Here is a 22,962-nt window from a genome sequence, read left to right as displayed (position 1 = left end):
TGTCGGAGAAGCTGAACGAGTTCGCCGAGAAGCTGTTGAATTTTCAAGCGACAATTTGATGAACACAGTTTTTGACAAATAAAACGCTTTAGATTAGAATTAATTTAGTTGCTATAGCAACCTGTTTGTGTTTTAGTTGCTATAGCAAAAAAAGGCATATCTCATTAAATCGAAAGAAAGAAGGAATTTTCATGACAACTGCACCGATCGTCGTTCATGCCATTATTAATGGTCAAGAGGCTCCGACTGAAAAACAATATGCCCGTCAAAACCCTGCGAACCCTGATGAAATCGTGGGTTATGGTCCTATCAATACTCGTGAAGAGGCGATTCGCGCGATTGATGCTGCTGCCGCGGCATTTCCGAGCTGGGCTGCAACGCCGATTGAAGAGCGTGTCGAACGGATGAAGCGTGCGATTGAGAAACTAAAAGCCGCGACGCCAGAATTGTCCAAACTGCTCTCCCGTGAACATGGTAAGGCTCTTTACGACGCTGAAGGAGAATTTGGCGTATCCTTCATGTGGATGGAATATGCTTGCAATACTGTACAAGATGTACTGAAAGACGAAGTGATGGAACATCCGGATGGCGGTAAAACGATCATTGCACATGACCCGCTTGGTGTTGTATCCGCGATTACGCCGTGGAACTATCCGATATCGCTTTCGACCATCAAAGTAGCTCCTGCACTGCTTGCAGGTAACACGATGGTGCTCAAACCTAGTCCGTTTGCTCCGCTGGCCGTCAGCAAGGCCATGAAGATCATCGCTGACGAGTTTCCCGCTGGCGTGTTGAACCTGGTGCATGGCGAGGCTGATGTAGGGGTCGAGCTTACTACGAATCCTAAGGTTGCAAAGATCGCTTTCACAGGCGGAACGAATACGGCTAAGCACATCATGAGATCGGCTGCAGATACGATTAAGCACATGACTTTGGAACTTGGAGGAAATGACGCCGCAATCGTGCTTCCGGATTTTGATGTGAACGATGAGCGTGCAATGCGTAGGTTCGTTATATCGAATTTCCTTACCGGCGGTCAAATTTGCATGATTGCTAAACGGGTATATGTACACCGCTCCATTTACGACAAGTTTGTGGAAAAGTATATTGAAGCGGCGAATAAATGGATCCGCGTCGGCGATCCTTTCAATCCTGAAGTAACCATAGGTGCGGTTAACAATCCCGGTCAGCTGAAATTCGTTCAGGAGCTTGTGGAAGACGCTAAGAAGGGCGGCGCCGAGGTCATTAAGCTTGGACGCATTCTCGATGAAGAAGTGTTCGCGAAAGGTTATTTCCTCCAGCCGACACTTGTTTTGGGCGCAAAATACAACGATCGTATTGTAGTCGAAGAACAGTTTGGACCGACTGTGCCGATTCTGCCTTATGATGATGAAGAACAGGCTATTGCTTTGGTCAATGACAGCATCTATGGCTTAACGAGCTCGGTATGGGGCGAGGAAGCTCATGCGGTTCGTGTGGCACGGCGTATCGAGGCGGGTACGACAATGATCAATACGGCTGCCGTACAAGGACTTGACGTTCGCTTCCCGTTCGGCGGTGTGAAACAGTCGGGTATCGGCCGTGAATACGGTCGTGAAGGCTTGCTGACATACACCGAGACACATGTCATTAACGTTCCGAAAATGAAGGAACTCCCGTATATTCCAGAATAACGGATCCGATCTTATAAACTTTTTATTATTAATTAGGGTAATCCGGCTTTATGCCAGATTACCCTTTTTTTGCAGCATTCTTATAAGTTATGACGATGGTATCTATTACTTAAAGGGTTTGATACCACCTGGCATGAATTTTATCGACTTCGATATGAAGAGTATGGATTAGAACATGTAGTGGCATTAGAGTTTTCTAAGCACGAGCGGGCTACCTCATTAAGGTTTGAATCGGATTCTGCGCGGAATGCGCAAAACTTTGCGGAACAACAGCAAATCTTTGCGGGTTGGAACTGCTTGCTCCTATGTATGATAACTTTATTCCAATCTATAGGGTAGCGCCTTTGCGGACCGTTGGCGGCCTAAACTTCCGATGGAAACGGTTCAAGGTTCACGTACCGGGAGATCAAATGCAGATGGGCATGTCGATGTATCAGACCATCATGGCTAAAGGGCCGACAATAATTTGTAACTTCCCGTGAAACGGCGAAAGCTTTATGATTACGATATAAGCCGTTTAAGGGGAGGCATCAAGATGGATATTGATGCAAGAAGAATGGATAGCGAAGTTAACACGTTCTTCACCGAAGGAAATTTCAATAAATTGCAGTCTATCATGTATTATAGACATGTTTCCGCTGGGTCTAACTTGTTTTGGGAAGGTGACGAGGCGGGAAAGTTGTATTATATTCGTTCGGGCAGAGTAAAATTGAAAAAATCGACTGACGAAGGAAGGGATTTCATTCTGTCGATTTGCCGCCAAGGAGATCTGATCGGGGAATATGGAGGATGGGGTCCTTTACATTTTACGTATAGTGCTGAAGTCATTGAAAATGCAGAGATCGGCATCATTCAAGAGAAGGATCTCGAAGTGTTACTCTATCAACATGGTGATCTTGCTCTGGAATTTACCAAATGGCTCGGTTTAATGCACCGAACGACGCAATCGAAATTTAGAGATTTGATGCTGTACGGCAAACCAGGTGCGCTCGCATCCACTTTGATTCGTATGTCCAACACGTATGGTGTTCAATGTGAAGACGGCATACGTCTAGACATCAAACTGACGAATACGGATTTCGCCGACCTAATCGGCGCAACTCGGGAGAGTGTCAATCGAATGTTGAACGACTTAAAAACAAGCGGAACGCTTGATACCGTACAAGGCAAAATCGTCATCCGGCGGTTGGAGGATTTACGCTGCATTTGCAATTGCCCTAAGTTCCCATCATGCCCTAAAGAAATTTGCCGTATTTAATATAAAAGAGTCCAATAGCCCCGCATACGGATGCTGAAATCCACTTGCGGGTTTTTTTATCGTTTATGCGGCTCACTAACCGTTCGGTGTGACATTTACTACAGAACGCCAAGCTTTGCGAAGTTAAACTGGACTTAAACAGAACAACAAGCAAGATCGTATAGAAGGAGAGGGGATACATGTTAACCGGAGTTATTTTGGCTGGCGGCAGAGGTGCGCAGATGAATGGAATCCACAAATCGCTGTTGACGATCGGAAGTGAAAAGATCATTGAACGGCAGCTTCGGGTATTGAAATCGGTATGCACCGAAGTGATCATTGTCACGGATGAGCCGAAGGCATTTTTGTCCATTGTCGGAAGAGACGTCCGAATTATAACGGATTTTGTACAAGGCAGAGGTCCACTAGGCGGAATGCACGCGGCGTTATCTTTGTGTACTTCAAACAGCTTGTGGGTAGTCGATTGCGGAATGCCGTTTATTTGTGCATCTGCTGTTAAATTAATGCTGAGCTTGGGCAGATTATACAGATGGGATGCTATTATTCCATTTATCGGGGGTCGTCATGAAATGCTTCACGGCATTTATCTTAAATCATGTTTAAGCGCTGTGAATGTTTTACTAGATCAAGGCATAACGGAACTAAAGCATTTGAAGGAACTGCTGAATGTGTATACGGTGACGGAAACCGTTTTTTTAGAAAACGGTATTTCCTCAGCATTTACTAGAAAAATTAACGACCTAGGAAGTTACCTAGAAGTAGAGAAAATGTTGTCTGAGCGTGGGTGAAAAAAAGTTATAAAAACATATGTCAGCTCATATTTAACGGAACAAAGAAAACCGACTTGCAGAAAGTTCGCAGGTCGGTTTTTTATATTGAATGTAGAGTGTCCGTTTATTTATATTCTGCAAATTTCTTTCGGGCAGAGCTCGCAGTTGCATACATTTTTGAGATAGTCCATCTTCTTAATAAGGATATGTCCGTTCTCAATCGCAAGTACGTCCTGCTCTTTCAATTCGTGCAGCATTCGGTTTACGCTTTCACGGGCTGCTCCGATATGGTCTGCTAAATCTGTATTCGTCAGTCTCTCTTGAATGAGAATGTGCTCTCCTTGTTCGACTCCGTACGTATTAGCCAAGCGAATCAGTGTGGAGCATAATGCGCCTGGTTTGCCGTAGAGCATCAAATCCCGGAACTTTGTTTGTGTCAGCCGGTGCGTGAGACCCATCCATCGTACGAATTCGATCGCCAAATCTCCGTGCTGCCACAAGAGCACTTCTAGATCCGTTTTTTGCACGGTCCCTATGACACAATCCTCTACCGCCTCGGCGTTGAAACTTTGCTTCGAATCCTGATAGGGATCAATTTGCCCGAGGAAATCTCCTGTTTTAAACATATACAAAATAAATTGCTTGCCTTCGATATTGGATTTTGTAATTCTTACTTTTCCATCTTTAATGTAATACAGTTTATCTGCTGTATCTCCTTCCCAAAACAGGTGTGATCCCTTAGAAACGCGGAAGTCGTACATAATATTTTTAATTTTCGCAAAGTTTTCCGGTGAAAAACAAAGTGTGTTTTGTACGGAATCCTGCTTCGCTTCCATCGTTCATTCCCCCTACTGTAAATCGTTACGACAAATATAGCAAAGCCGGCAACAATGAAGTGTGACAAATATCACACTATGCGTCCGAGTGAGAGTCATTTCTTAAGGACGTAACAAATTAGTAACAATTACAGGATGAAACCTGTAATCAGAGACATGGAAGTGGGTAACTATTTAGCTTGTGATAAAAATCACAGATATGAAAAATTTGCTTGTGGTACTTTGAAATCAAAAAATCGGGGTTACAGAAGAGCCTAAGAAATTTAGGAGGGACGCGAAAAATGAAGTCCGTGACAATTAAAAATATAGTAGATCGTTTTTCGTTAGAGGTCCTTGCGGGAAGCGGGCAGTTGAATCAAGCGGTAACTAAACCTAGGGTCAATCGACCGGGACTCGAATTTGCGGGATATTTTGATTTTTTTTCGCATGCTCATGTACAGATTTTAGGGCAGAAAGAGATCAACTATCTACATACGCTAAGTGAGACAGAGCGCAATGACCGAATCGGCAACATCGTGAAATATCACCCGCCTTGTTTTGTCGTTACCCGCAATCAGGAAGGGCTCAAATATTTAATGAAGTATTGTGAGCAAGAGGGAATTCCTCTTTTACGCACAAAGGAAACAACAGCAAAATTTATGGAGCTGATCGACAACTATCTAGCTAAGGAGCTGGCACCGGAAATAATCATTCATGGTGTTTGTGTCAACGTATTTGGTGTTGGTATTCTGCTTCGCGGAAAGTCTGGGATCGGCAAAAGCGAGACGGCTCACACCCTAATTGGGAGAGGACACCGTTTAGTCGCTGATGACCTGGTTGTGTTAAAGAAGATAAGTCCAGAAGCCATCGTTGGAACACATGATGGAAAAACGAAGGAACTCCTTGCTCTTCGAAGCATTGGGTTAATCAATGTGTCGAGGCTGTACGGGCGCAAGGCTTTTCAAGATGAAACGAATATCGTTCTTGATATTGAACTCATCAAATGGGAAGATCGAATCCCGCATAACGAGCTGGAGCTCGAACCGAAATTTACCGAGTATATGGATATTCAAATACCACATATTCAAATCCAGCTTCAACCGGGAAGAGATGTGGCGGGATTAATCGAAGCGGTCGCCAACAACTGGTACCTTCGTGAGCAGGGGTATAGTGCAGTTGATGATTTTTTGAAGCGATGTGAACAATGTGTGGAATGAGTGATGAAGCGGGCACTGAGAACAACTCGGTTATTCGGAAGGAGTACTCCCGTGATTGCTTATGTGTCCCTGTTTGGAAATGTGAGTCTACCTATTCTTCTAGCGTGTATCTTGGGTTTTTGTACCAGAAGTTCAAATCGCCAGATACTCAAACACTTGCCGATTTGAGCTTGTTCGTGCTCTCCCCCTGCCTGATCATTAGTGCTGTTTCAGGAAGTGAGCTTAATAACTCAACCTTTGGTCACATTGCTCTCTTCACTATCATTCAGACGGCTCTCTGCTGGGCGGCATCTGTTGGTGTAGGTAAGCTGTTCCGATTTAGTACCCCTTCTCTTCGCGCTATGGAGCTGACAACGATATTTGCCAACTCCAACAATTATGGATTGCCCTTATTACTGCTTGCGTTTGGGATTCAGGGCTTTACCATAGGCGTGACGAATGTCATCCTGCACATCGTGCTAGTGAATACTCTTGGATTGTATATCGCTTCCCGTAGCTCTTTCAGTCCGATACAAGCCGCTGTCAAGCTGGCCCGCAATCCACTGATTTATGCTGCAACTCTTGGACTGATTCTATATTTCTTTCAAATTCCGCTGCCAACTGGCTTACATAATGGTCTAGAGCTGATTGGCGGTGCCTATGCTGGTATCGTGCTGCTCATGCTGGGAATGCAGCTGGGAAAGACGAACTGGCGAAGCAGCATGCGCCGCGAGTTGTGGATTGCTGTTACCATGCGAATTGTGGGTGTGCCTCTTCTGTCCTGGCTGACAATTAGTCTGCTAGGACTGCATGGTCTTGAGGCTTCGGTGTTGTTCGTACAATCTTCTATGCCTTCTGCAATCAACTCCGTGATACTCATGGAGAAGTATGGCGGTGACAAAGAGCTTGTGGTTTTAGCTGTCGCTATCACAACGGTGGCTAGCTTTTTTTACCTCCCTGTCCTAATTTATTGGGCGAACGGGTTGTAATACTTAAAGGGATTTTCACCCTCTCCCACGAATATTAATCAATACAGAACATACATTACCCAGTTGTAAAAAATATAAAAAGTTTTTGTTTGCCTGAAGCTCATTATTTTAAAATCCTGATATGAGAAGGAAGGGTTCGATCATGACAAATAAGATGAACTGGGAAGCGCAAACGGCCGGAACATTGGTAGAAGCGCTTGATATTGAGATCGTGGAAGTATCGAGTGAAAAGGTTGTATTAACGATGCCGGTAGGTCCGAAGACGAGGCAACCTATGGGGCTTTTGCATGGAGGTGCTTCTGTGGCATTAGCGGAAACCGCGGCGAGTATCGGTGCGTTCAGTAAAGTGGCGCATCTGGGTAAAACAGCCGTCGGGCTAGAAATTAACGCCAATCATATCCGCTCAAAGCGAGACGGAATCGTTAAGGCTACTGCAACAACACTGCATGAGGGAAAAACAACTATGGTATGGGATATTCGCATCGTCGATGAGGAAGAGAAGCTTCTATGCGTATCACGGTGTACCGTGGCCATTGTTGATGTTAAATAGAATAACGTATCCTTAAACGTGTAAAAAAGACTGGATACTCATCCCCTCAAAGCAGATGATATCCAGTCTTTCGCTTTTCTCACACATGAACTGCTCTAAGTTCTGCCTTCTGAAAATAATTCAGAATATAATCTATAAACAATTTCGATGCAAAATTCAGCTCCCGATCCTTATGAACGATGAGTCCGTGAGTCATTCGAAGCGGGCTGCTGAACGACAGCACTTGTAATTCCCCGCTTTCAATTTCCTTAGCCACCATCGATTGTGGAATTAAGGCATAGCCTAACCCGCATTGCAGACTCTTCTTGATCATTTCAAGGCTCGGCAATTCAATCGTCCGCGGCACTTGTATGCCGTTCTGGTTCAATATTTTGTTGGCATGCGAGTTGTAGAAGCAAGTTGGACCAAAGCTGATGATCGTTTCATTATTCAGTACCTCCATACCACGGGTATTCACACGTTCAGCCATTGCTTCTGAAGCGATAAAGACTAATGATTCCTCCACAAGAGGATAGTAGTTAATTTCGTTTCGTTCGGGGTCCTGAGGGACAATGCCGAAGTCAGCGGTGTGATCCAGCACTTTTCTAAGAATGTCTTGCCGAAATCCCGTTGCAGGCAGCACTTTGATCCGCGGATATTTCGTTAGAAATTGAAACAGAGGATCTGCGAGACGGGTGACGAAAAAAGATTCCTGCAACCGAATTTGAATTAATCCTTGCGGCTCATTCGACTCACTAAGCGTTTCTTCTAAAGACACCCCAAGCTGAATAAATTGATAAGCAAACTTGGCAAATTTAAGTCCTGCTTCTGTTGGCTTGACGCCTCTAGGCAGTCTGTGGAATAGCTTTTGCTGACAGGTTTGCTCTAATAATTGAATTTGCGTCGTCACTGTGGACTGCACGTATCCTAATTTATCTGCTGCACGGCTGAAGCTTTTTTCCTCAAGGACCGTAACAAATGTCTTGAAAAATCTGCCTTCCAACAGATCGATCAACGTAAAACACCTCCTATGTATCGAAAATATAAATACCAAGTATTCAAAGTATTCATGACTGTGATAGCGAAACTCATGATATGATCATACCAGAATATAGAGAGTAAATCCTTTATATTTTATGAAAATATTTCAATAGGAGGAACTCCATATGAGTACAGCGATTAAACCACCGTTTACCAAAGAAACGGCATTAGCAAAAGTAAAGGCTGCAGAGGATGCTTGGAATACGAAGGATCCGGAGAGAGTGTCGTTAGCATATACGCCTGATTCAGTCTGGCGCAATCGAGATGAGTTTTTTCAAGGAAGAGAGGCTATACAGAAATTTCTGAAGCGGAAGTGGGAGAAGGAACTCGATTACAAATTAATGAAAGAATTGTGGTGTTATACCGACAACCGCATCTCCGTAAGGTTCGAATATGAATGGCGCGACGCTCGAAGCGGTCAATGGATGAGAACGCATGGTAACGAGCATTGGGAGTTTGATGAAGAAGGGCTTATGCGGCGCAGAGATATGAGTGCTAACGACTACCCAATAGAAGAATCCGAGAGAAGATACTTGTAAATGCACCTGGCGAAGCACAGTTAGGTGAATGGGGAGAACGTGAATGGGGAGTGGAAAGGGGTTAGGCCATGATTGTAATACAGTATCTGTTTATTTGTTTAGTATTCGGAACGACTTTTTTGGCGATTAAGACCGGGATTGGGGCAGGGCTCCCCCCTTTATTTTTTGCTTTTTTTAGGTTTTTTGCGGCGAGTGTACTGTTGCTTGGTTATTTGATGCTCAAAAAAGAGTCTCTCCCGAAAAGCTGGAAAACGTATGGTTATCTGTTTCTAGCGGGTGTGCTTATGACCGCTGTACCTTTTGCTGCATTATTCTGGGCCGAAACTCGGATCGATTCTGGGACAGCGGCGCTTATGGTTGCGACGGCTCCTATCTTTATAGGGCTGATCGGGAAAATGACCAAGTGGCAGTGGATTGGGTCAGGGATTGGAGTGTTCGGCATTTATCTCATTTTTTTCACAGACTTTCAGTCGGCCGGAGGTTTCTTAAGCGGGATTGTTCCCAAAGCATCCATCATGATTTCTGAATTGTTCTTCGCGATAGGCCTGATGATATCCAAGCGTCTAATGGGTTCCGGGATGTCTTCCAAAATGCTGAACGGGCTGCAAATGTTGTTCGCTAGCATCGTACTCCTTGCACTTTCGGTAATCTTTGAAGATCCATCCAAAGTTCAGATGAACTGGCAGGGTGCCGCAAGCTTATTCTATTTAGTCGTCATCGCATCGATTATCGCCTCGAACATTTATTATCGACTGGTCGAAAAGACGAACCCGCTATTTCCGACAACGTGGACATATGTGGCTCCAGTGATTGCGATTATCGTCGGCGCACTATTTTTACAGGAAAAACTCAGTCTTATCAGCGGTATAGGCGCGCTATTCGTTCTGGGTGGTGTTGTGTTGGTGAATGCATTGACATTACAGGGATTAATTAGAAGACCGCAGTATCGAGATAAGGCGGCAGGCTGACTGAATACAAGGCGAGGTGACTAGACATGTCTATGAGTGTAATTGGAACGGGACGAATGGGAAAAGGGTTAGTAAAAATATTGAGTCAAGCAGTGCCGAATCTCATGTGGGGATCGCGCGCTCCTGATCGGGCACGCATGTATATTCAGGAAAATGATTTTCATGGAGTAGAAGCAGTTGACACGGAAACCGCGTTAGATGCGGATATTATTGTTCACGCTCTATGGTTCCGTGATTTAATTCCTTGGGCTCATCAGTATGAGGAGCACCTTAAAGGCAAAATATTAATTGATATCGTGAATCCGTTCACGGACGATTTTCATGATTTTATTCTAGACTGGGGAACGTCCGCTGCTGAAGAGCTGCAAAAGAAGCTGCCTGATACGAGAGTGGTTGGAGCATTTAAAAATACATTTTTCAAAGTATTTGATCAGCCGCTGCATCAAGGTGTCCCAAGCGACGTGTATGTAACATCGGACGATGAAGAAGCAAAGAGTACGGTAATTGAGCTGCTTCAAGGCATTCCTTTCCGAGTAATGGATGCGGGCTTGCTTCAGAACAACCGTACCATTGAGAGAATGACGTTGTTCGAGCGGGAATTGGCTGTACGTTATGGACATTATCCGTATGTATCGTTCCGTCTCTTTGGTCAAGATGAAGAAGCTTGACAGAACCCAGGACTATTTCCTGGGGTTCTTTTTATTGTTTTAAATTGAAGTCTTCTCAGATGGAGTTTAAATTCAATTTACATTTTATACATATGATGAACTTTGGAGAAGGAGGAGTTGAAACTTGGAAAGAACCAGTGCGAATTTAACGAATGCAAGCTCGGTATGAAATCGGCTAATAAAATACTGATCATGACTGGCCTCATCATTGGAGTGATTTTCTCGGAATTGGATGAAAATGGTCGTCACAACTGCGCTGCCCACCATCATCCGCGATCTTGGAGGAATGTGACTGTATGGATGGGTCGCCGAAGTGTATATGTGGCGATGACATCATTTATTCCTATTTTGGGAAAGCTGGCAGATTTATGTATAAACAGAGTCCACCATCCGTTTTGGGAGGTGGCTCTTTTTTATTTCAGCTAGTGGTTAGAAAATTTCGTTTTTTTAGGAGATAGATGTCGAAATATGTAAAATTAAGGTTTTGATTTAAAGGAGGTTTGTTTTACAATTGGATTCAAAATAGTGGAAGTATTGGTACATCCTGATTATCAGACTTGGTTGACTATGGACCATTACTATCTCTTACTTTAATACACATCACTTACGGGGGACAACGATATGAACAAGGTGAAACCGTTTTTTAGATTTAAAGGGATGACGATCAGAAAGAGGCTCATTATTTCTTTTGTATTAATGTTATGGGTGCCTAGTTTATTGATTGGTTATTCATCCTATCATTCTTCCAAGAACGAAATTGAGAAGCAATTGATGTTGTCAGCAAGCGAAAATGTAAAGCTGCTTAATAGTCAAATTAACAGTCAGCTTCAAATGGTAGTCAATGGGCTGAATTCTTTCTCAACGACAATAAATTCGGCCTCGTATGAGGATGCAAATATGGGTATGTTAGAGCATGATTTTTCCCAGTTTACACGATTGCAAAATGAAGTGACTTCCATATATGCAGCTGCAGATAACGGGACAATGATTCGTTTTCCCAATGTAGAGCGTTCTAAAGATTCTGACCCAAGGCAGGCACCGTGGTACAAGCAAGCAATGGATAATAAGGGGAAAGTAATGGTCACAGAGCCTTATATCAACAGTGCCACAGGAGATACAATCATTACGCTTGCGAAGGCCGCTTCGGATGGTTCAGGAGTCATCGGCATTGATTACAGTTTGAAAACGATCACCAATCTAACGAATAAAGTAGCTATTGGATCAAAGGGATACGCCACAATTATTGACATGCATAAAAAATATGTGACCCACCCCGATCAAAAGACAGGAACTGAAATTAAGGATAACTGGGTAGACCAGCTATACCAATCCAAGGAAGGCGTATTGGATTATCAATTGGATGGCAAAGCGAAGAAAATGAGCTTTGTGACCAATGAACTCACTGGCTGGAAAATAGCAGGAACGATGTATAGCAGTGAAGTATTTGAAGCGACAAGTTCGATTCTAATAAACACCCTTATCGTTATGTTTATTTCTATATTGATTGGCAGCTTTGTCATCTACGGGGTCATTAAGTCCATCCTGAGGCCGCTGCGAATTTTATCAGAGAATGCAGAGGTTATTAGCAGTGGAGATTTGACACAGAGAATTGCGATTGAATCTAACGATGAAATTAGCAGATTAGGCAGAAGCTTTAATCAGATGGTCGAAAGTTTACATGCTGTCATTACGAACGTGAAAATTTCTACAGAGCAAGTAAGCTCTGCTTCCGAGCAATTAGTAGCGAGTGCGGTTCAAACTTCCCAAGTCACGGATCAAGTATCTTTAGCTATTCAACATATTGCAAGCGGAGCGGAAGACCAGACCTCAAGAATAGAAGGAAATGCAAAGGCTTTAGAAGAAACGCTGCAAGGTGTCCTGCATATATCTCAGGGGTCAACATCCGTTTCGCAATTATCGAGTGGAATTGCTGTGAAGGCTCAGGAAGGCAGCGAATTTATGGGTAATAATTTGAAACAGATGGAGTTCATTCACGAATCTGTTGTTCAATCGAACGAAATGATGAAGTCTCTTTCCGAGCGCTCCAAAGAAATCGAGAATATCCTTGATGTGATTAAGGAAATTGCTGAGCAGACAAATCTCTTATCGCTGAATGCCTCTATTGAAGCAGCCAGAGCGGGAGAGCACGGAAGAGGTTTTGCCGTCGTTGCGAATGAAGTGAAGAAATTAGCCGAACAGTCAAATGTCTCTGCTGCTCAAATCTCTGCGTTGATCCGCAGTGTTCAACAGGAAACAAAAAGCTCGGTTCAGCTGATGGAGCAGGTAACGAGCAATGTAGAAGATGGTGTGTCTATCTCTAAAGGAGCCGCTGATAAGTTCAACGAAATTATGAGCAGCATGCGGCAAATAGCTTCAAGAGTCGGGGGCGTAACTGGTACGATGCAACAAATTACAGCAAGTATTCAAGAGGTATCTTCCTCTGCAAATGAAATATCATCGATTGCTAGAGAAAATGCCGCGGTGTCGGAAGAGGTTGCAGCATCCTCAGAGGAACAATTAGCTTCGATGGAAGAGGTTACTGCTTCTGCGAGATCCCTTTCTAAGATTTCAGAAGAACTTCAGTCCTTAGTCAATAAATTTAAGGTTTAAAAATAGCTTGCCATGAGCCGAGTGAAATGGGCGCCCAAACCTATTTTGCTAGGCTCTTTTTTCGTTTTTGTGCGAGAGGTGAAGTGCATTACAGACGATCTATAATAACATTAACGTTGACGTTAATGTTAAATATATGGTATTTTATGACTAAATTATGAATGGATAGAGAGATGAGGGCCGAGATGAATACATACAAAATTGAGGATGTCTCTAGGGAATGCGGGTTAACGAAACGGACGATTCGCTACTACGAAGAAATCGGTTTGCTCTTTCCTCCTGAACGGAGTGAGGGCGGATATCGCTTGTACTCTGACAGGCATATCGAGAGGCTTAAACAAATTACGATTGCGAAGGATGTACTCGGAAGCTCGCTTCAGGACCTTCAAGAATTTGTCTCTATAAGCGAGGAGTTTGAAAATCATCGTCAAGGCTACAGACAAACGGAAGATGATGCGTTAAAACGTGAGAAACTTGCGGAGATCGAAAAGATCGTTGGCAAGCAGCTGCAAATTATCGATCAGAAGCTTGAGAAATTAATGGCCATTAGAAGAGACATGGATCAATTATACAACCGTGTGCTTGAAGCCAAAGCAAAATTAAAATGATAAAGGAGATAAGAGGATATGTCATCAATGACTAGGCCAGAGACAACTGCTGCACATGGAACAGCTTCATCGGTGCAGGAGAAAACATCTATATTGAATCAACCAAGGGCTGTATGGGCCATTTTTTTCGCGGGTATTATCGCTTTTATGGGGATAGGTCTGGTGGATCCGATTTTGCTCGCTATTTCTAAAAAAATGGATGCTTCTGCAAGCCAAGTGACATTGCTGTTTACGAGTTATAATGCCGTCATGGCAGTGGCGATGCTTATTACGGGATCTGTTTCTTCAAGAATGGGTATTAAGCGAACACTGCTTACGGGTATTTTTATCATTGCAGTATTCTCGGCGCTTGGAGGATTGTCGAACAATATATGGGCGCTCATTGGACTACGAGGCGGCTGGGGATTAGGCAATGCGCTCTTTGTAGCAACGGCTCTATCTGCTATTGTATCTCTATCGAAAAGCGGTACAGCAAAAGCCATCATCCTGTATGAAGCAGCCATCGGACTAGGAATCTCGGTGGGACCGCTGCTTGGCGGGGAGCTCGGCTCGATTTCATGGAGAGGACCTTTTCTTGGCGTTGCCAGTTTGATGGTAATTGCATTTGTGGCTCTTATTGTGCTTATGCCCAAACTCAATACGAACCATGAAAAGACAGCCCAAAACAAAACTTCGATCCTTGATCCATTTAGGGCGATGAAGCACCGTTCTCTAGTTGTGTTTGGCATCACAGCATGCTTATATAATTTCGGATTTTTCACTTTGTTGGCGTATTCCCCTTTCGTTATGGGCCTTAATGAGCATGGTTTGGGCTATGTATTTCTGGGCTGGGGGCTGCTTCTGGCCATGACTTCTGTGTTCATGGCTCCAAAACTTCAGCAAAAGTTCGGCACGGTAAAATCGATGTGTGCCATGCTGTTTCTATTCGCACTCGTTCTCGTTGCGATGGGCATTTGGACATCTACGCAATGGGTAATCATTGTTGCTGTTATATTTGCTGGGGCACTGCTCGGAAATAACAATACACTCATTACGACAGGTGTGATGAATGCAGCTCCGATCGAACGATCGACGGCATCCGCTGCATATAGTTTTCTGCGCTTCATTGGCGGGGCAATCGCTCCGTATTTTGCAGGAAAATTAGCGGATTGGTTCAATCCGCATGTTCCGTTTCTAGTTGGCGCAGCTTTTGTTATGGCTTCGGTACTGTTTATATTACTGAATTCACGACATGTGAAGCACGTTGATCACATTGGATCAGGACATTGATTACACTTGTGTACCTGCGGTCTATCAAGCCTAACAGGTTGATAGGCCGCTCTTTTTGTGCCCACCTAAAAAACTGAAACCAAAACCTTAAAAATAACACCTAACTTTTCGAGAACAAGTCCTTTATAATATAGGTGCTATAGAAATAAGCCTGTAAAGGAGGATAGCTGAGGTCTAAGAGTTGCCATTTATGAAAGCGGTTACAAAAATTGTCGAATTTTAAAGGAGGAGAACATACCCATGTTGAAACGGAAAATTTCAGCAACCACTGCTTTTCTATTGATGTGGTCGATGTTGGCGGGCTCATTTCAGGTACCGTCCTATGCAGCACCGACTATGCCAGGAAAGCTAGTTCCCTACTTGAATGCGTCCTTGCCAGTAGAAGATCGTGTGTCTGATTTGCTTGGACGGATGACGCTTGATGAGAAAATTGGACAGATGGTGCAGGCAGAAAGGGCCTCAGTGACTCCTGAAGATGTTAGAACTTACTTCCTTGGTTCCGTGTTAAGCGGCGGGGGATCATTTCCGAATGGAAAGCAAGCAGAGAGTACACGTGAGAGCTGGGCAGGGCTGGTTGACTCGTACCAAGCAGGAGCGTTATCTACTCGGCTTGGTATCCCGATTTTGTATGGCGTGGATGCCGTACATGGTCAGAGCAATTTGATCGGTGCGACGCTGTTCCCCCATAATATAGGGCTAGGAGCAACAAGGGATTCTGAGCTCGTCAAGCAAATTGGCAGTGCAACAGCTCAGGAAATGAAGGCTTCCGGTACGAACTGGGCGTTTGCACCGACGATGGCAGATCCGCAGAACATAAGATGGGGCCGTTCGTATGAAGGATTCGGCGACAATCAGGCTCTTGTTGGACAGATGGGAGCGGCCTTTATTCAGGGATTGCAAGGTATGACCACCTCTGAGCTGAGAAGCAGCGACAAAGCGGTCGCTACCGCGAAGCATTTTCTGGGTGAAGGTCTGACGGATAACGGGACGAATCAAGGCAACGTCTCCCAGATGACGGAGCAAGAAGTTGTAAACCTTGATTTGCCTATGTATAAGGTAGCAGTGGATGCCGGGGTAAGAACGATTATGGTTTCCTACAGCAGCATCCAAGGACTAAAAATGCATGCCAATAAACGGTTGATCCAGGATGTTCTGAAAGGAACCGGAGCAGGACAACTCGGTTTCACGGGGTTTGTTATTTCGGACTATAACGGTGTACAGCAGATTACGAAGGACTGGGATGGCAACCTGGTTAGCAATGACAACAAGTTTAAGGATCAAATTCGAATCGCTGTGAATGCTGGAGTAGATATGCTTATGATGCCTTCAGACTGGAAAGTGACCATTACAAATCTGAAAGCGCTTGTCGAAGAAGGCAAAATTACGAACGCACGGATTGACGATGCCGCTAGACGAATTTTGCGAGTCAAGTTCGAGTCAGGGGTGTTCGAGCATCCGATGACGGACGAGAGCCTAGCTGGAACGTTCGGATCAGCGGAGCACCGAGAACTTGCCCGTCAGGCCGTTCGGGAATCGCTTGTTCTGCTGAAGAACGATAATGTGAACGGTAAACCGATTCTTTCCCAGTTGAAAAATATGAAAAAAATCTTCGTCGCGGGAAAAAGTGCTGATAATATTGGCCTTCAGTCAGGTGGCTGGTCGATCACCTGGCAGGGCCAGGCGGGAAATATTACGACAGGCACGACCATTTTACAGGGCATTAAAAATGCTGCCCGTGATAAGAAAACCGTCACATATAACAAGCATGGCCGCGGCGCAGCGGGAAGTGATGTTGCGATTGCTGTTGTTGGGGAGACACCTTATGCAGAAGGTAACGGGGACGATCTGAATGGTCTTAAGCTGGATAAAGAAGACATGGCTACCTTGAGCAACATACGCGAATCAGGTGTACCGACGATTGTCATCTTAGTATCCGGTCGACCGCTAATCGTAAACGATCAATTGAATGACTGGGCAGGATTGGTAGAAGCATGGCTACCGGGTACGGAAGGTCAAGGAGTAGCAGATGTTCTGTTTGGCGGCTACGATTTCAAAGGGAAACTGCCTGTTCGCTGGCCATTCTACACCGAAGCATACCAGGCTCCTGAAGCAGGTAAAACCAATCTGGAGCAACAATACATCTTGTTCGATTACGGCTATGGACTGACCAAAAATCAGGCAACGCCAGCTCTTAGGCCAATCCCTGATAAACCTGGTCAAGCGGGGTATGTGAAGGTGGAAGCGGAAAACTATACGAATCAAAGCGGTCTGCAGACGGAATCCACTTCTGATACAGGCGGCGGTCTCAATGTCGGCTATGCAGATAAAGGTGACTGGCTCGAATATTTGATGAACGTACCGAAAAGCGGGACGTTCAGTGTAGACTTCCGATATGCGGTTGGGGCAGATACGACAACGGGACTTCAAATATTGAATGAGAATGGTGATGTTCTTGGCATGCTCTCCGTGGGCAACACTGGCGGCTGGCAAAATTGGCAGACGGCGACTGTCCCGGGTGTTACACTTACTCAAGGCGTGCAGAAGCTTAAGCTGTTATATACAGGAGGCAGCCTGAATCTGAATTGGTTCGGCTCAAGCGGTTTCTCCGCAGCTACGGCGCAAAGCGGCGGAGACAGCGGGACGATTACACCGCAGCCTGTCATTCAGGCTGGCGCTGTTGAGAACTGGGTTACCAATGAGCGAGATTCGCAAAATAGTTTATGGTACTATGCTCCACGTTATCAAGACGGTGACAAGAAGCTGGAGCAGCAGCCGAATCTTGATATAACGGCGGTAGGTACCGACGAGAATGTGACGACGATTAACATTAATCCAGGCAAATCATATCAGTCGATGATGGGTATCGGAACATCGATGGAGGAATCTACAGTCTATAACCTCATCAAGATGTCACCCGCGAAGCAGGAAGAGCTGCTTAAGAAGCTCGTTAGCAAAACGGACGGTATCGGAATGAGCATGTTCCGTTTAACGATCGGCACCGCTGACTTTACAGCACAGAAATTTTACACTTATGACGATATGCCGCCGGGTGAAACAGATCCAACATTAAGTCATTTCTCGATTCAGAAGGATATCGATTACGGCATTATTCCAACCTTACAGAAAATAAAGGCAATCAACCCTGATGTGAAATTTTTCGCTTCGCCATGGAGTCCTCCTGGCTGGATGAAAACAACAGACAGTATGATTCGGGGACAAGTGAAGGATGAGTATTTGCCTGTACTCGCCGATTATTACGTTAAATACATTGGGGAGTATAAGAAACAAGGGATTGATATCGAAGCGATGACTCTGCAGAACGAGCCGCTTCTAGAAATTGATTATCCAAGTACGAAGATGCCTTGGCAGCAGGAAGCCGAGCTTGCGAAGCTGCTGAAGAAGAAGCTTACGGATACAGGGCTAGGAGACGTGAAGCTATGGATATTCGACCATAACCCGAGCGATACGATGAATTACCCGGCTCCGATTCTCTCGGATCCAGCAAATCGTGAAGCGGTGGACGGAACGGCATTCCATGACTATGGCGGAGATCTAGGAATGATGTCGCAGCTGCACGATATGTATCCAGAAGAAAATGTGTACCTGACCGAACGTGCGGTATGGGGGACAACAGGTACGGACAGGATTGCCCAGTATTTCCGCAATTGGGCGAGAAGCTATAACTCCTGGGTCGCCATGCTGGACAGCGACATAAATACGCATCAATGGATTGGAACGCCTGATCCGACGCTGCTCATTCAGGATTCTTCGAACCGCGACAATTATTGGCTGACTCCGGAATATTACTTCCTAGGTCATTACACGAAATTCGTTGATCCAGGTTACGTACGCATCGACAGCAACTATGGGTCGAAGGATAAGGTTACGAACGTTGCCTTCATGAGTCCGGACAAAAAGACGATCGTGACGGTGGTCATTAACCAGACAGATAAGGCGCAAACGTTCAAGCTTGTCAGTAACGGCACTCAAATCGCCGCGTCACTTCCCGCAAAATCAGTGGCTACTTACCGCTGGAACAGGGTGGCAGCAAGCCAAGGTGCGAATGTTGATCATACTGTGCCTGGCTTGATTCAGGCAGAGGATTTCAACAAATCTTCAAATGTTAAGGCCGCGCCTATTGAGGGGACGGATGGCGGAGAGCTTAGCGCCCTCTTTGCGAATGCGGGAGATTGGACCGAGTATAAAGTTACCGTGCCTGCTGAAGGAGACTATCCAGTGACGTACCGATATGCCGCCGCGAACAGTCCTGTGCATATCGAATGGACCGAAGGAGAGTCAGGTGCGCTCATTACGAAGGGCGAGCTGACAGGCTCAACCGGCATCAGTAATTGGGTGAATGCTGAGGGAACTCTACATCTTAAAGAAGGCACCTATTTGATCAGGCTAAATGCGAAGGATGTTTTCAATCTAAATTGGATGGCGATTGGAACGACATTGGTGCAAAAAGGCGGTCAGCTATTGAAGGAAGGCCAAGAAGACGGTACAACCGTAGAGATGCAGCTGATCAATGGAACATTCGAGTCCGGTATTGTCAATTATAGCTGGCAAGTGAGCGGCATGGATGGAATAAGCATTGACAATGTGAAGCCTGTGGACGACAAAACCGCGGCAATTACTTTGAAACATGGTTTAGCGGCTGATATTGACTATGATATGAAAGCGACAGTTACCGTGTCCGTTTACAGTAAAGTAACGAATAGTGTTTATGCTGCAACGGTAACTGACAGCGTCTATGGAACAGTGACCGACAGTGTGTACGGCAATTCGGCCGTGAACGGAATTGTAATGATTAAAGCTGTCGACGATCCAGAATCACTCACGATCTCGCCTCAAACGCTTGATTACGGTGTAGATGGGCATCTCATTACGGTTCATCTTAATGGGGGAACTTTTAATGAAACGAAGGTTAGTGATATTACCCTGTCAGGAGAAGCGACGGTTAAAGGTGTCTCTATTAAGAAGATCAACTACGTAAATCCGCACGAAGTTACTGTAGAGCTTGCATGGGATCATACGCCGTATTTCGGCAATCTGCCGCTCACGGTTAATGTTCCTTTAACGGCTTATTCAGATTCCCGAGGAGACGAACCGCTCTCAGGGAAAGTCATGCTAACAGGAACTGGACATAGAACAGAGGCCGTCTCCATACCAGGCACTGTGACTTGGGAAGATTACTATCAGTTGTCAGGTGTCTCAGCTGACTCTGGGAAGATTTCAGGCTTCGGAGCTGGTGATTGGGCAGACTTCAAGATTAACGTTCCTGTCCAAGGCAAATATGCCGCTATATTGAAAGTGGCTTCTCCGAACGGCGGCGGATTTATGCTAAAATCGGCAGACGGACAGACGATGGGATCATTTAGCATTCCATACCAGTACGGTTCGAACGACTGGGTCGGTGCACGGTTGCCACTAAATCTTCAAGCAGGAGAACAGATCATTAGAGTTTTCGGTAATGCTGGCGGCTTTGATATGAAGGAATTTGTATTCGAACCGATATACCCGTGTCTGCCTGACAATGGCGGTATGATGAAAGTCGAAGCGGAGGGCTTCATTCAGGCAGGTCAGAACGTCATTCAATATGGAGGTATAACCAATCTCGGTTATATGGCAGCTGGCACTACGCTTGACTATCTAGTTACCGTTCCACAGACAGGATACTATACTGTGAAATATCGGTATGCAACTGCTCAAGGCGGCGTTTCTGTTTCGCTCGCAGCAAGTGGTCTGACCCAAGCAACAACAAGCCTGCCTGGAACGGGCGGCTGGGGGAACTATACGGATGCCACCGCAGTTGTTCACCTTGATGCAGGTGAGCAAACGATTAGACTTACCGATAATGGAGATGGCTTCAACCTCGATTGGTTCCAGCTTGAACCTACAGATGAGGCTTCCATTCCAGAGAGCAGAGCCGCGGCGCCGATCATTACAGATCGTGACGGTCAGCGGGGCGACGAGCAAATCGTAACGCTAACCGCCAATACCGAAGGCGCTGAAATCCGTTATACGCTGGACGGCACGCTGCCGACCAAAGACAGCACGCTGTACAGGGCTCCGATTATCGTGAATCCGTCGAAGGTCATTCGCGCAATTACAGTGAAACAAGGATTAGAAGGCAGCTTCGTTTCTTTTTACGCTGCAGCGGCCTCGGCACCGAAGGCTGATCCAGATACGGGTAAATATAATAACGACATCAAAGTGAAGCTCACGAGCAAAACGTCAGGCGCAGCCATTTACTACACGACGGATGGCACCGTACCTACGACATCAAGTATGTTATACACGGGTCCGATTCGAGTAAGTAACGATACGACGATCAAGGCCATCACAGTCAAAAATGGTTTGAACCACAGCGATGTCTCTGAGTTCAAATATACGATCAAGAACGGCCGCGGAGGCAGCATCCATGATCATGACCGAGATGACGATCATCATGACGCTCATGATAACGGCCATGATGGCGACCATGGAGACAGTTCTTCGATGGCATTGATGTAACAAGTCCAAGTCATTCGGATTGTGAGTCATGAAGAAGAGTGCTGAGGATTTCCTCCTCGGCACTCTTTCTTGTTCGTCTCTTGATGATGGTCATTTTCGATCTAGATTTTTTTGGAGAAACACACAGCTGTAGTTTAAAATGAATTTGTAACCATAAGAGGAATAGGTACACATCAACCTTTATTAGGAGGAACTAATAACGAAGTCTTCTGAATCCAATGAAATTCGTGCCTTATATCAACAACTCTGCTCCATATGTAACCAAAGTGAAAGGTGTACATTTTCTAGGTTCTGACGCAGCGATTTTGCGCGCTATAGCAATGGCAGATCCAGCTTTTTCAGAATACTCCAGCTCAATTTCATGGCAGACCTGAGTTAGCCCAGCAAATGACAGACGAATTAAGAGAATTAATTAAGTAAATCCGTAGCTCAAATTACTTTTCCATTTACACAAAAATATTGACGCTACCCTTAAAAAGGATAATTGATAATGCAGATAGATAATTATTACAGTTAGAATAAACAAAAAAACATATAATAATTTTTAAGAAAACAAAAGGAGTGCTTTGTTCATGTGGCTAATTTACGCCCTTTTATCTGCAGCGGCAGCTGCAATGGTTGGTATCTTTGGGAAAATGGGATTAAAAGATGTCGATGCCAATACAGCTACTGCTGTTCGTTCGGTCATCATGACCCTTTTTTTATTTGCAGTAGTTGCTTTCCAAGGGAATTTGCACAAAATACCTTCTATCTTTGAGGACAAAAAAGCGTTTTTTTATATCTCATTAACCGGTGTTGCAGGGGCTACTTCATGGATCTTTTATTTTTTAGCATTAAAGTACGGAAAAGTATCTCAAGTGGCTCCTGTTGACAAGCTTAGCGTTGTGATTGCGGCAATTGCAGCTGTCATTATTTTAGGCGAGAAAATCAGTCTTTTAGGAGGGATAGGGATCGGACTCATTGCAATAGGTGCAATTCTTGTCGCTTTAGGGTAACTTATGACACATTGCTGAATACAAAAAAAGATGAGCAACGCAATTTGTATTCTGGTACTTTGCATTACTCATCTAATCAAAAATTAGGCGCTACAGCCTTCACATTCATAATAGCGATTTGTCGCATCTAACGTTTTGATCAGTTTACCGACTACAACGTCAGACTCTTCAACAAACTCAATATCGGCAATTCTAGCACGAATTTCTTCTTTTGCCTTTTCTTCTGATTCCGCGACATGACTAAATTCACTTACATATCCTGTCGAAACAATTTTATATTCAAAAAGATAACGAGTCATCATACTCCTCCATTCGTGATCATATTTCTTTATTATACATGAAATGGAGTCATTCGAGCATTTTTTTTCTTATGTATGAGATAAGAAGGCTTGAGCTATTGACTGATCAAAGAGGAAATGTCTTTGACAATCGCATCATTGTCCATCTCTTCGCCCATTTTGTATATTTTTCGAATATTGCCTGTTTCATCGACGAGCATCAGAGATGTCATATTATGA

The 22,962-nt window shown here is 44.7% G+C and carries 18 protein-coding genes and 1 pseudogene; 16 read left to right on the top strand and 3 right to left on the bottom strand.

Features of this window, described 5'->3' with window-relative positions; genetic code table 11:
• Positions 1 to 191: 191 nt before the first annotated feature.
• The 3 genes from J2Z20_RS10520 (at position 192) to mobA (ending at position 3,719) form a co-directional block, all read left to right on the top strand.
• Positions 192 to 1,673, top strand: coding sequence for an aldehyde dehydrogenase family protein (locus J2Z20_RS10520; protein WP_209849293.1), 1,482 nt, complete (start codon positions 192 to 194; stop codon positions 1,671 to 1,673).
• A gap of 535 nt (positions 1,674 to 2,208) precedes the next feature.
• Positions 2,209 to 2,931, top strand: coding sequence for a Crp/Fnr family transcriptional regulator (locus tag J2Z20_RS10515; protein WP_209849289.1), 723 nt, complete (start codon positions 2,209 to 2,211; stop codon positions 2,929 to 2,931).
• Between the two features lie 179 nt (positions 2,932 to 3,110).
• Positions 3,111 to 3,719 carry a molybdenum cofactor guanylyltransferase gene (gene mobA / locus J2Z20_RS10510; RefSeq protein ID WP_209849286.1) on the top strand — a complete coding sequence of 203 codons (609 nt, stop codon included), beginning with the start codon at positions 3,111 to 3,113 and terminating at the stop codon, positions 3,717 to 3,719.
• Positions 3,720 to 3,829: 110 nt separating this feature from the next.
• On the opposite strand, the gene J2Z20_RS10505 is transcribed toward mobA, so the two are convergent.
• Positions 3,830 to 4,537: a Crp/Fnr family transcriptional regulator gene (locus J2Z20_RS10505; protein ID WP_209849283.1), complete on the bottom strand. Its 708-nt coding sequence runs from the start codon at positions 4,535 to 4,537 to the stop codon at positions 3,830 to 3,832.
• Between the two features lie 281 nt (positions 4,538 to 4,818).
• Here J2Z20_RS10505 and hprK point away from each other — a divergent pair, with 281 nt between their 5' ends.
• The 3 genes from hprK (at position 4,819) to J2Z20_RS10490 (ending at position 7,251) form a co-directional block, all read left to right on the top strand.
• Complete coding sequence (hprK, locus tag J2Z20_RS10500; protein WP_209849280.1) at positions 4,819 to 5,733, top strand: HPr(Ser) kinase/phosphatase; 915 nt, start codon at positions 4,819 to 4,821, stop codon at positions 5,731 to 5,733.
• On the top strand, positions 5,730 to 6,701 hold the full coding sequence (locus J2Z20_RS10495; protein WP_209849277.1) for an AEC family transporter: 972 nt from the start codon (positions 5,730 to 5,732) through the stop codon (positions 6,699 to 6,701). The genes hprK and J2Z20_RS10495 overlap by 4 nt, the downstream gene beginning before the upstream one ends.
• 142 nt (positions 6,702 to 6,843) lie before the next feature.
• Positions 6,844 to 7,251: a hotdog fold thioesterase gene (locus J2Z20_RS10490; RefSeq protein ID WP_245252235.1), complete on the top strand. Its 408-nt coding sequence runs from the start codon at positions 6,844 to 6,846 to the stop codon at positions 7,249 to 7,251.
• A gap of 79 nt (positions 7,252 to 7,330) precedes the next feature.
• Here the strand turns inward: J2Z20_RS10490 and J2Z20_RS10485 are convergent, their stop codons facing one another.
• Positions 7,331 to 8,245 (bottom strand): LysR family transcriptional regulator, encoded by a 915-nt coding sequence (locus tag J2Z20_RS10485; RefSeq protein ID WP_209849274.1) that lies wholly within the window; start codon positions 8,243 to 8,245, stop codon positions 7,331 to 7,333.
• A gap of 151 nt (positions 8,246 to 8,396) precedes the next feature.
• On the opposite strand from J2Z20_RS10485, the gene J2Z20_RS10480 reads away from it, so the two are divergent.
• The 10 genes and pseudogenes from J2Z20_RS10480 (at position 8,397) to J2Z20_RS10440 (ending at position 22,444) form a co-directional block, all read left to right on the top strand.
• Complete coding sequence (locus J2Z20_RS10480; RefSeq protein WP_209849271.1) at positions 8,397 to 8,810, top strand: nuclear transport factor 2 family protein; 414 nt, start codon at positions 8,397 to 8,399, stop codon at positions 8,808 to 8,810.
• A 68-nt stretch (positions 8,811 to 8,878) separates the two neighbouring features.
• Complete coding sequence (locus J2Z20_RS10475) at positions 8,879 to 9,778, top strand: DMT family transporter (RefSeq protein ID WP_209849268.1); 900 nt, start codon at positions 8,879 to 8,881, stop codon at positions 9,776 to 9,778.
• Between the two features lie 26 nt (positions 9,779 to 9,804).
• A complete protein-coding gene (locus tag J2Z20_RS10470) occupies positions 9,805 to 10,446 on the top strand; it encodes an NADPH-dependent F420 reductase (RefSeq protein WP_209849265.1) in 642 nt (213 codons plus the stop codon).
• A gap of 117 nt (positions 10,447 to 10,563) precedes the next feature.
• Complete coding sequence (locus J2Z20_RS10465) at positions 10,564 to 10,872, top strand: hypothetical protein (protein ID WP_245252233.1); 309 nt, start codon at positions 10,564 to 10,566, stop codon at positions 10,870 to 10,872.
• Positions 10,873 to 11,067: 195 nt separating this feature from the next.
• Positions 11,068 to 13,056, top strand: coding sequence for a methyl-accepting chemotaxis protein (locus J2Z20_RS10460; RefSeq protein WP_209849262.1), 1,989 nt, complete (start codon positions 11,068 to 11,070; stop codon positions 13,054 to 13,056).
• 185 nt (positions 13,057 to 13,241) lie between these two features.
• The gene (locus J2Z20_RS10455; protein WP_209849259.1) at positions 13,242 to 13,664 is read left to right on the top strand and encodes a MerR family transcriptional regulator; all 423 of its coding nucleotides are present in this window, start codon (positions 13,242 to 13,244) and stop codon (positions 13,662 to 13,664) included.
• Between the two features lie 27 nt (positions 13,665 to 13,691).
• The gene (locus J2Z20_RS10450) at positions 13,692 to 14,933 is read left to right on the top strand and encodes an MFS transporter (RefSeq protein WP_415640031.1); all 1,242 of its coding nucleotides are present in this window, start codon (positions 13,692 to 13,694) and stop codon (positions 14,931 to 14,933) included.
• Positions 14,934 to 15,173: 240 nt separating this feature from the next.
• Positions 15,174 to 21,449, top strand: coding sequence for a glycoside hydrolase family 3 N-terminal domain-containing protein (locus J2Z20_RS10445; RefSeq protein ID WP_209849253.1), 6,276 nt, complete (start codon positions 15,174 to 15,176; stop codon positions 21,447 to 21,449).
• Positions 21,450 to 21,694: 245 nt separating this feature from the next.
• A pseudogene (locus J2Z20_RS17995) lies at positions 21,695 to 21,869 on the top strand (SgcJ/EcaC family oxidoreductase); the annotation flags it as partial.
• A gap of 146 nt (positions 21,870 to 22,015) precedes the next feature.
• Positions 22,016 to 22,444 carry an EamA family transporter gene (locus J2Z20_RS10440; protein ID WP_209849250.1) on the top strand — a complete coding sequence of 143 codons (429 nt, stop codon included), beginning with the start codon at positions 22,016 to 22,018 and terminating at the stop codon, positions 22,442 to 22,444.
• Positions 22,445 to 22,527: 83 nt separating this feature from the next.
• Here J2Z20_RS10440 and J2Z20_RS10435 read toward each other — a convergent pair whose 3' ends face one another.
• A complete protein-coding gene (locus J2Z20_RS10435; RefSeq protein ID WP_209849247.1) occupies positions 22,528 to 22,743 on the bottom strand; it encodes a hypothetical protein in 216 nt (71 codons plus the stop codon).
• Positions 22,744 to 22,962 lie beyond the last annotated feature (219 nt).

The organism is Paenibacillus sediminis (genome assembly GCF_017873765.1).
Classification (GTDB): domain Bacteria; phylum Bacillota; class Bacilli; order Paenibacillales; family Paenibacillaceae; genus Paenibacillus_AG; species Paenibacillus_AG sediminis.
This window is presented reverse-complemented; position numbering and strand designations above follow the sequence as displayed.